The sequence below is a fragment of the Lentisphaera marina genome, assembly GCF_028745505.1.
Taxonomy (GTDB): domain Bacteria; phylum Verrucomicrobiota; class Lentisphaeria; order Lentisphaerales; family Lentisphaeraceae; genus Lentisphaera; species Lentisphaera marina.
On sequence record NZ_JAQZZL010000001.1, the window covers coordinates 1992680 to 2003659 of the forward strand.

The 10980-nt window shown below is 38.8% G+C and carries 9 protein-coding genes; 6 read left to right on the top strand and 3 right to left on the bottom strand.

Annotated elements, in window-relative coordinates; genetic code table 11:
• Window positions 1-9 precede the first annotated feature (9 nt).
• Window positions 10-1086 (bottom strand): glycine cleavage system aminomethyltransferase GcvT, encoded by a 1077-nt coding sequence (gcvT, locus tag PQO01_RS08215; RefSeq protein WP_274313541.1) that lies wholly within the window; start codon window positions 1084-1086, stop codon window positions 10-12.
• Between the two features lie 201 nt (window positions 1087-1287).
• Between gcvT and PQO01_RS08220 the strand changes: the two genes are divergently transcribed.
• Together PQO01_RS08220 and PQO01_RS08225 are read left to right on the top strand one after the other, a co-directional pair.
• Entirely contained in the window at window positions 1288-2313 is a 1026-nt protein-coding gene (locus tag PQO01_RS08220; protein WP_274313542.1) for an arginase family protein, read from the top strand.
• A gap of 173 nt (window positions 2314-2486) precedes the next feature.
• The gene (locus PQO01_RS08225) at window positions 2487-3758 is read left to right on the top strand and encodes an NRAMP family divalent metal transporter (RefSeq protein ID WP_274313543.1); all 1272 of its coding nucleotides are present in this window, start codon (window positions 2487-2489) and stop codon (window positions 3756-3758) included.
• A gap of 3 nt (window positions 3759-3761) precedes the next feature.
• Here PQO01_RS08225 and PQO01_RS08230 read toward each other — a convergent pair whose 3' ends face one another.
• Together PQO01_RS08230 and PQO01_RS08235 are read right to left on the bottom strand one after the other, a co-directional pair.
• Entirely contained in the window at window positions 3762-4127 is a 366-nt protein-coding gene (locus PQO01_RS08230; RefSeq protein ID WP_274313544.1) for a hypothetical protein, read from the bottom strand.
• A 293-nt stretch (window positions 4128-4420) separates the two neighbouring features.
• Window positions 4421-5965, bottom strand: a complete 1545-nt coding sequence (locus PQO01_RS08235) for an amidophosphoribosyltransferase (RefSeq protein ID WP_274313545.1) — start codon at window positions 5963-5965, stop codon at window positions 4421-4423.
• 160 nt (window positions 5966-6125) lie between these two features.
• On the opposite strand from PQO01_RS08235, the gene PQO01_RS08240 reads away from it, so the two are divergent.
• The 4 genes from PQO01_RS08240 (at window position 6126) to PQO01_RS08255 (ending at window position 10936) form a co-directional block, all read left to right on the top strand.
• Window positions 6126-7169: a 3-deoxy-7-phosphoheptulonate synthase gene (locus PQO01_RS08240; RefSeq protein WP_274313546.1), complete on the top strand. Its 1044-nt coding sequence runs from the start codon at window positions 6126-6128 to the stop codon at window positions 7167-7169.
• A gap of 103 nt (window positions 7170-7272) precedes the next feature.
• Entirely contained in the window at window positions 7273-7839 is a 567-nt protein-coding gene (locus PQO01_RS08245) for an elongation factor P (RefSeq protein WP_274313547.1), read from the top strand.
• A gap of 9 nt (window positions 7840-7848) precedes the next feature.
• Complete coding sequence (speA, locus tag PQO01_RS08250) at window positions 7849-9750, top strand: biosynthetic arginine decarboxylase (RefSeq protein WP_274313548.1); 1902 nt, start codon at window positions 7849-7851, stop codon at window positions 9748-9750.
• 10 nt (window positions 9751-9760) lie between these two features.
• On the top strand, window positions 9761-10936 hold the full coding sequence (locus tag PQO01_RS08255) for a saccharopine dehydrogenase family protein (protein WP_274313549.1): 1176 nt from the start codon (window positions 9761-9763) through the stop codon (window positions 10934-10936).
• The last annotated feature ends 44 nt before the right edge of the window (window positions 10937-10980 follow it).

Sequence of the window (10980 nt, forward strand, 5' to 3'; positions counted from 1 at the left end):
TTAAACGTTTTAAACGAAGCTACGGCCACAAAGTTCAACTTCCATTAGCTTGCGTCGAGTTTGTACTTGTACTTTGTCAGCTGAATAATTTTTGCAAATGTAGGCTAGACCTATGCCACAGTCGAGTGCTTTACTCATGGTACCAGAAGTTACAAAGCCAATTTCCTTTCCGACACTATCAAGAAGCTTATCTCCATCACGAGGAATGGGACGAACAGTCGCTTTAAACCCTACTAACTTACGCGTTGTTCCAGCTGCTTTGATCTCCTCCAATGCTAATTTACCAATGAAGTCATCTTTATTTAAATCACAGACCCAGCCTAAGCCGGCTTCTAATGCATTTGTTTGATCATTAATTTCATGGCCATAGAGGGAAAAACCTTTTTCCAAACGAAGGGAATCTCGTGAACCAAGACCGCAGGCTTTTACGCCGATTTCAATAAGTGCATCAAAAAGTTCACCTGCCGCGGCGTTTTTGATGATGAGTTCAACCCCTGCTTCACCTGTATAACCCGTTCGACACATGAGTCCAGTCTGACCTGAATATTCAATTTCACAATGTCCAAAAGTTTTCAACTGCCCATATAGACCTGGAAACAATTGATCAAGTTTTTCAGGTGCTTGAGGTCCTTGGACAGCTAGTAAGGAGTACTCATCAGAACGATTAACGATTTTAGCATCAAAACTGCCTTCTTTAAGCTTTTCACTAAACCATGCAAAATCCTTATCTACATTGGCCGCATTGACAACCATGAAAATATTGTCTTCAGCTTTTTTGTAAACTATTATATCGTCAACAAAAGTTCCATTTTCGTAGAGTAAGCCGGTGTACAATCCACGCCCTGCTTCAATTTTGTCTAGATTATTAGAAATCATGTAATTTACAAATTTACTAGCATCAGGTCCAGACACAAAAAACTGCCCCATGTGGGAACAATCAAAAACCCCTGCACTTTCTCTTACAGCTTGATGTTCTTTAATAATTGAATCGTATTGTACGGGGAGTGCCCAACCAGCAAAATCGACTATGCGGCCACCATGTTTTTCGTGATTGTCGAAAAGTGCTGTTTTTATTGCTTCTGACATCTTTGAGTCCTTTAATTAATCTTTAAAATCATCACAAAGATAGACCAAAACTTACAAACTAAAAAAGCTCTGAAGGCTTTTTTAAGAACTTTTCCTTAGTTCCTGTCAAGGATATGACTTTTCTTTATAAGACATTGAATTTATGACCTAGTAGGCAAAAAAACTCCATCTATATTTAATTTTTAAATTTTGAGTTGTGTCATGATGGAAAAATCTTTAGAAATAATAAAACACTTAGTGCGTCCTCCAGGTGATCAGGACTCACATATGTTGAAGTCCTGGATGCCTAATTTACAGACTTCATGGGATGAACACTTAAAAGATTTAGTTAATCATGAGGTGTGTTTATTCGGCTACCCATCTGATGCGGGGTCTTCTACCGTTAGAGGCGCTTCCGAAGGGCCGGATGCTATTCGTAAAGCCCTATTTTCAGCTCCTGCCTTTGATTTGGGCAATCTCAATATCATACCTCAATTTCTATCTGATAAACTACTTCAAGAAGAGCAAATCAGACTTTCACAAGCTGCTTTATATGGTGACTTAAACGAAGAATTACGTTTGCAGATGCCAGTTTCCCCCATAGATATGTGTTCCAAGCTCGTTCAAGAAGTTTTATTAATTAAGCCGGAAATGAAATTTGTAATGATTGGTGGTGACCAAAGCGGCTCATGGGCTTTGGCAAAAACCTTAGTTCAATTAAAAGGTGATGATAAAATTGGCTTGATTCATTTCGATGCTCATAGTGATCTAGAACCACATTTTTGTGGTATTGAAATCACCAATAGCACATGGCTTTATAATCTGATGAGAGAATTTATAGCTCCTGAACATATCATACAGTTGGGGGTTCGAGACAACAAAGCCTTAACTTACGGACAAAAACTTCTCACGGGAAAAGAGACTTTAAGAACTTCCCCCAAGGCTTATGCACATGATTGCTGTGATTACTTACTTTCTCTTGGTATTAACAAAGTCTATTTTTCCAATGACATATCAGCCAGCGATAGTTCTTTAGCTCCTGCCTGTGGGCATACAATTCCCAACGGCTTATATCCACATCACATCAACACTCTAATCGAGGAACTTCCAAAGCAAGGCATTGCAATTATAGCTTCTGATCTAATGGAAGTCGCACCTCGTATTGGTACTGGACCGGGAAGCATGTCGACTTGTAGAAATGCAGCTCAGTACATACGCAAACAAGTAGAGTCGATGAAAAGTCTATAAACACATGTGTCAAAAGTAAGCCTCAAGACAATTATGCAAAAAGCAGTCATTTCTTAATTCATTTGTAAAAGTACCAAGTATTTATGTGTTTCATGTAAGATTACTGTGTTTCACAATAATCCTTTAAGGTACTCACCCCCTATTTCCAACTTTAACTCTCAACACAGATTATAATGCTACAAAAATTCAATCAAATTATCAAAAATTTAGGCCCCGGACTCATGTATGCCGGAGCTGCTGTCGGTGTTTCACACCTAGTTTCTTCCACAAAAGCTGGCGCAGTTTATGGTTTTCTACTACTTATTTTCATCCCTTTAATTCACTTAATTAAATATCCTTTTTATAAATTTGGTCCTCAGTACACGGCACTCACTGGTCGAAACATCCTTCATGGCTACAATGCACTCGGTAAATGGGCCCTCTTTACCTATATTGGGATGACTTTAGTAACTATGTGTCTCATTCAGGCCGCTGTAACAATTGTAACCACTTCTATTGCCTTGAAGTTTTTCAGCGTCAATATCCCGATTAATTACGCTGCTATTATCGTTTTATTATTAGCAGCCAGCATTCTGTTTTTCGGAAAATATAGTCTTTTAGATAAAGTCATGAAAGTCGTTATTTTGACTTTAACAATAACCACTATCTTTGCCCTACTCGCCGTTTTATTTAAAGCTCCAGGTGGCTTCCATGAATCACAAGCTCCACTATTCTCATTCAATAACTTAAGTGATGTACTCTTTTTAGCGGCATTTCTAGGCTGGATGCCAGCTCCGATGGATATAACGGTGTGGCATTCTGTATGGTCCGAAGAAGCCAACCGTAGTTCAGGAAGTAAAGCTAATGTCAAACAAGCTATGTTCGATTTCAAAATTGGCTATATTGGAACCGCCTGTTTGGCTATGTGCTTTTTAGCTTTAGGTGCCTTGGTAATGTATGGAAGTGGTGAGACGCCCTCCCCTAAAGGCACTGTTTTTGCAGGTCAACTCATAGAGCTCTATACAGATTCTTTAGGTCAGTGGGCTTACCCTGTTATTGGTGTGGCTGCATTGGCTACTATGATCAGCACAACCTTAACCTGTTTAGATGCCTACCCAAGAACCTTAGATGAAGCAGTATTAATTCTTAAAAATGAAAAGGAAGGAATTGAACGTAAATCTGATTCAAAAAATATTTATCGAGCCTTCCTTGGTCTGACAGTTATTGGAACTACAGTGATTTTTCTGTTTTTCATGAAAAGCATGGGGCAACTAGTTGTTTTAGCCACGGTTGTTGCTTTTGTATCGGCGCCTATTTTAGCTCTTATCAATTATTTAGTTATGAATGATAAAACGATTGCTGATGAAGATAAGCCCAATAAACTTATGAAAACTTGGAGTGTTTTCAGTATTATATGTCTATTTGCCTTTAGTGCTTGGTACGTTTGGACCAGCTTTATCAATTAGTTTTTAGAGTCCATCTGGACTTACATTTGTTGGAGTATTTGAATTAACTTTTCTGTAGTCTCTAGGTGTAGCTCTTATAATAGAGTTTTGCACAAAAGATTTGAAAAGAACTTCTTCTTTGTTTACTAAATCAAAAACTTTTATGTTTTTACTTATAAGTTTTGAACCATCTAAAAAATCTGTAATTTTAATTGTCGTGACAGTTTTTATATCTTTACCTTGCTCATTCACACCATAAGTGGTAATGGTTTTTGATCCATCTGGATTAATGACTATACTACTTTTTCCAACATTATTACTATTTTCTTGCGCCTCTAATGGTAGGTAGAGGATAAGAGTCATTGATAATGTAATGAAAAAATTCTTCAAAATATTTACTTTTTTTGTATTACCCTAATAATGTTCATAAGTCACTAATAAGCAATGTTTATAAAACATTTTTTGAACATGTCTACAGAAAAATTTGAATTTTCATAAATATATTCACGCTCATTATTTTATATGTCAACATTAATTATAGTATATATATTTAATGCTTAACAAGGTTTTTTTGCAATTGTTTCATGATATGTAAATTTTTCTTATCAATTAATGTTTGATACTAACAAAAAAAGGGCCCAGAAAAGGCCCTTTTTAATATAACTATTAAGTCTATTCCCTATTTAATAAGAGCGACCTTCTATACCATCTCTTGCATTTTCACGTGCTTTAACAATGAGCTTTTTACCTTGTGCCGTCGGATAATCACTATTGACACAAGCAATACAAAGATCTTCATAAGGAAGGTCAATGACTTCAGCCATATCTTTATGAGACAAGTATGTCAGTGAATCCGCTCCGAGGTCATTCGCCATTTTTGTGCGAATTTCTTCAGAGAGATCTGACTCTGTACCATCAACGTCAATATATTGACGTGCAAAAAGTTCTTTTAGTGTCGACATATCAATGCCATAGAAACAAGGTGAAAGGATAGGAGGACAAGCAATACGCAAATGAACTTCAGCAACTTGGCCACGTTCTTTCATATCTTTGATAATATGTTTTAGGGTTGTTCCACGAACGAGTGAATCTTCAACTAAAATAACTTTTTTGTCTTTTAGAACCGAAGGTAAAGGAGTGAATTTTTGTTGAACAACTTTATTTCTACTATTGCCGGACTTAATGAATGAGCGTCCTACGTAACGGTTACGAAACAATCCTTCGACAACTTTTGCACCGAGTTCAAAGCCCATCGCATCACCAGATGCCTTAGCTGTATCAGGCACTGAAACAACAATTGTGTCATCATCGATTGTTAGAGTTTCTTTTTTCGCTAACATTTCACCTGCGCGAACTCGTGATTCATATACGTTTACACCATCAATGTCAGATGCGACGTTAGAAAAGTAGATCCATTCAAAAAAGCAGTGAGCTTTGCGAGTTGACTCAGCAAATTTTTCTACTTTTACACCATCTTTTGTGACTCGTAGTAAATGACCTGGTTCAAGAGTTTTAATATCACCTACACCACGGTTCCAAATAGCTACTGACTCAGAAGCTACAAGTACTTTGTCATCGGTAATTGCATAACTTAATGGCTTAAAACCCAAAGGGTCACGGGCGACCACTAAATCGCCTTGAGCATCAATCATGGATAGACACCAAGCACCATCAAAACTGTGAGCTAAACGTTTGAAGATTTGTACGTAATCCACATCGCCATCTTCAAACTCGGCAATTTCGCGAGCCAAGTAGTGCATTAGAATTTCTGTATCAGACTCGAGATTGATGTGATATAACTTGTTTTCTACAAGGTAGTTTTTAAGCTCAACGTGATTGGCGATATTACCATTAAAGCAAAAAGAAAACCATTTGTGTAAGCGACCGTGCTCACGTTCAAATGGTTGGGCGTAGTTAACATCATCCTTACCACAGGTAGCATAACGGACATGACCAATTGCAGCACAACCGCTAGTAGCTTCTTCGATGGCTTTCTGATTACTGGGGTTAATTTTAAAAGCTTCTTTGACTTGACCCAAAGCTTTATGCGTTTTTAACAAGTAGTTACGCTTCGGATCATAGCTTGTTATGCCTGCGGAAAGCTCTCCACGATTCTGCATATCTTGCAGCATGAGGGGAATATAGGAACCTAGGTCGGTTTCAGTATCGGGCAATCCCCCTTTAAGGGCATATACTGCGGCAATACCGCATTCGTCTTTGGGCTTCATAAAATTGTATCTATACCTGATTATGATTGTGTTAAATAAAAGTTAGTGAATATAGAAATGACAAGGCTTTTGTCAAGACTGTCTTTAAAGAGCTTGACGAATCTCATTAAAGGTTTTTTATAAGGGCATTAATTTTATTTTAATATTATATAGAGACACAATGAGCGACTTAAACAATATCCACATAGCAAAAATCACTCCACTTTCTGCTCCTGCAGTTATTCGTGAGAGTGTTCCAGTAACCGACGATGCTGCAAAAGCCATTCAAAACGGCCGCGATACAATCGTAAAAATCCTCAATGGTGAGGACAAACGCCTTATGGTCATAACTGGCCCTTGCTCAATTCACAGCAAAGAAATTGCAATTGATTATGCAAAACGCCTTACTGAGCTCCAGAAAGAACTCGACGACAAAATCTTCATTGTTATGCGTGTCTACTTTGAAAAGCCAAGAACTATTGGTGGCTGGAAAGGTTTAATCAACGATCCACATATCAATAATTCTTACGCTATTGAAGAAGGTGTTGTACTTGGTCGCCAAATCCTTAATGAAGTTGCTTCAATGGGTTTAGCTACGGCAACTGAATTTCTTGACCCCATCGTTCCACAATACCTTTCGGATCTAGTATCATGGGCCGCAATTGGTGCACGAACTACTGAATCACAAACTCACCGTGAAATGGCGAGTGGACTTTCTATGCCAGTGGGTTTCAAAAATAGTACTGATGGTAGCTTCGAAGTTGCGCTCAACGCAATTCAATCTAGTCGCCTTCCCCAACACTTTTTAGGTATCGACGCTAATGGTCGCTCTTCAGTTGTTTCTACAACTGGTAATCCACATGGCCACCTCGTACTTCGCGGTGGACACGATGGGCCTAACTACGATGCTGTTTCAATCGCTAAATGTATTGAAGTAATTGATAGCCGTGGTATCGAAGCTTCTATCGTTGTTGACTGCTCACATGCCAACTCTTCGAAAGATCACAACAAACAAGTTCCAGTCCTCAACGATATTGTTGCTCAAATCAATGAAACACCAGGTAAAATCAAAGGTGTAATGCTAGAGAGTAATATCAACGAAGGCAACCAATCTATTCCAGATAATTTAGATGACATGAAGTATGGCGTTTCAATTACTGATAAATGCCTTGATTGGGAACGAACGGCCGAGGCTTTAAGAACTGCCGCTGCGGAACTCGCGTAAAACTTCTCAGTTAGTCATGAAGCCAGGGTTCCTCACCCTGGCTTTTTTTTTGACAACAAACAATTCATCATCTTTATAATTTTAATAAACAAACGAGATCCAAATGGTTCAAGCTTCTAAAATCAAGAAAAACTCAGTCCTCGACATCGCAGGAAAACTCCACATTGTCGACACAATCACTTGTCAAAGCCCTTCGGCACGTGGCGGTAGCACACTCTATAAAATAAGAACACGCGACCTCATTACAGGCCAAAAAACAGACCATAGTTTCAAGAGTGATGAAATGCTTAAAGAAGGCGAGTATGAAAAGCGTCCAGTAGAGTTTTCTTATATAGAAGGAAGTAACTACATTTTCATGGACTTAGAAACTTATGATCAATTTGAACTGAACTTAGATTTTATTGGTGATGATAAAAACTTTTTACTCGAGGGCATGGAGCTCACTGCCCTACTCATTGATGGTGCAGTAAAAACTGTAACACTACCTGACACTGTTCAGCTTACTGTGACTGAATGTGACCCTAGTATTAAATCTGCCTCGGCAACCGCTCGCACAAAAAATGCCGTTTTAGAAACTGGCTACAACTTACAAGTTCCTGAGTACTTAGAATCAGGTGAACTTATCAAAGTCGACACTCGCTCAGGCGAGTTTATTTCACGCGCTAAATAGAAAACATTCATGAGCTGGGATCCACAAGAACAGTACAACATAGAGCGTTGGTCTGATTCATTTTTCGATGTAAATGATGATGGCCATCTTTGTGTGCTCCCTTTTCAAGATAAAAATGAATTACAAATCCCCATCAGTAAAGTCGTAGAAGAAATCAAGCTACAAGGATTAAAACTTCCTGTCGTTATACGTTTCCATGATATTCTACGAGCTCAAGTCCGCAAGCTCAATCTTGCCTTCCAGGAAGCAATCAAAGAATTAGACTACCATGGACAATATCGAGGTGTTTATCCCATTAAAGTTAATCAAATGCGTGAAGTCGTGGAAGAAATCGTTGAGGCTGGAGCTGAATTCGACTATGGCCTTGAGGCTGGATCTAAACCAGAAATACTAGCCGCCCTTGCCTACAACACTAATCTAAATAGCCTAACTATCCTCAATGGCTACAAAGATCGTGATTATATGCGCTTAGCTTTACTAGGAGTCAAAATGGGGCGTAAATGCCTAGTCGTCATTGAGAATTTTAGTGAACTTAACTTATTACTAGAAGTTTCACGAGAGCAAAATATTCGTCCTCTTATTGGCCTCCGACTCAAACTTTCGTCTGAGAGTCGAGGTAAATGGGCTTCGTCTTCAGGAGAGAATGCCAAGTTTGGACTCTCTATATTAGAAATTATTAAGTGCATCAATATACTGAAAAATGAAGATATGCTTGACTGTCTCAAGCTCTTACACTTTCACATGGGAAGTCAAATCGCTGATATTAAAACGATTAAAGAAGCGATTATTGAAGGAGCGCGAGTTTATGCGAAGATCGCAAAGATGGGTATTAATATTGAGTACCTCGATGCTGGTGGTGGCCTTGCGATTGATTATGATGGCAGCCGTTCTACGAGGGACTCATCACGTAATTACCGTTTAGATGAATACGCAATGGACTTAGTCCTTTCCATTAAACAAATCTGTGATGATGAGAAAGTCGCTCACCCGCATATTGTAACCGAAAGTGGTCGTGCGATCACCGCACACCATTCATGTGTCGTTACGAATGTGATTGACATCAAAAAGAAACATCACGAAGACTTTGAGCGTAAAGCTCAAGAAAGCGATCATTACCTACTGCAAAACATGCGATCCACTCTTGAAGAGCTTAATATTAGTAATTGCCAAGAAATGCTCAATGATGCCAAACAGATCAAGAATGAGTCTATGCAAGCTTTCAAGTTAGGCATTTTAGAGTTAGATGAACAAGCCGCTATTGAAAACATTTATTGGCAAGTTGTCGACCAAATTAGTGAACTGCTGAAACAAAAAGAATTCATTCCCGATGATTTACGCGAATTAGAACAAAGCCGTGCGAAACAATACCTCTGTAATTTTTCTGTCTTTCAATCCGCTGCCGACATCTGGGCAATTGACCAAGTACTACCAATCATGCCACTCCAGAAACTCAATGAAGAACCCAAAGAAGATTGTAAGCTTTGTGATATAAGTTGTGATTCCGATGGTCAAATCAAACAATTCCTAGGTCCTGAGGGGCTTTCAGAAACTATTAAACTTCATAAAATCACCAATGACGTCCCCTACCACATCGGCATTTTTCTGACGGGTGCCTACCAAGATGTGATGGGAGTGATGCACAATCTTTTTGGTCGACTCCATGAAGTACACGTCTATGCGGATAAAGATGATGAAAGTGGCTTCTATATTGATGAAGCTATAACTGGTGGTACAGCCGGCGATGTGCTCAGTACCATGCAGTACAATCCTTCCAATATGGCTCAGGTCATAAAAAAAGAAATCGATAAAAATATTAAAGCTGGCCACATTCAAGCAAGAATGGGGGTGAAGCATATAGATTTTTATGAAAACTGTTTAAAACAATACACTTATCTCGACTCTCAAAATTAAGGAATTTATTATGTCTAGATTACTTATTATTGGCGCTGGCGGCGTTAGCCAGGTTGCAACACTCAAATGCTTAGAAATAGGCGTTTTCTCCGAAATTATGCTCGCATCTAGAACTAAATCAAAATGCGATGCGATTGCGAAACTCGCAAAAGACAAAATCAGTACGGCTCAAGTTAATGCCGATAATGTACCTGAATTAGTTGCCTTAATGAAAGACTTTCAACCCGACATTGTTTTAAACGTAGCCCTACCTTATCAAGACCTCACCATTATGGATGCCTGTCTCGAATGCGGTGTTCACTATGTTGATACAGCTAACTATGAGCCCTTAGATACAGCCAAATTTGAATACAGCTGGCAATGGGATTATCAAGAGCGTTTTAAAGAGGCAGGTCTCTTTGCCCTACTTGGTTCCGGTTTTGATCCTGGTGTCACCAATATTTTTACTGCTTGGGCACTTAAACATCACTTTGATGAAATTACTGAACTCGACATTATCGATGTCAATGGTGGTGATCATGGCCAGGCTTTTGCAACTAACTTTAATCCAGAAATTAATATTCGTGAAGTTACGGCTGAATGTCGTCATTGGGAAGATGGGAAATTCATCGAAACTCCTGCTATGTCAATGAAGCGTGAATACACTTGTCCGGAAGGTGTCGGTACCTTTAATATTTACCGCATGTACCACGAAGAGTTAGAATCCCTTACAAAACACATCCCAACCATTAAGAAAGCTCAATTTTGGATGAGTTTTTCCGACAATTACCTTAAGCACTTAGAAGTCTTACAGAATGTGGGAATGACCCGTATTGATGAAATCGAATATGAAGGGCAAAAAATTGTTCCCCTACAATTTCTCAAAGCTGTCTTGCCCAACCCTGGAGACCTCGGTAAATCTTCTAAAGGAAAAACTTGTATAGGTAATATCATCAAGGGTACAAAAGACGGCAAAGAAAAGTCGCTCTACATTTACAATATCTGTGACCACGAAGCCTGCTTTGAAGAATTAGGTTCACAAGCCATTTCTTATACAACGGGTGTCCCAGCTGCAATTGGCACTGCTCTTCTCGCTAATAATACTTGGCAAGGACAAGGGGTTTTCAATATGGAAGAAATGGATCCAGACCCTTTTATGGACATGCTGAATACCTATGGCTTAAAGTGGACCTGTATTGATAAGTAAGCTTGGTTTATAGACACCTATTTCGATGGAATAGTTATCTATAC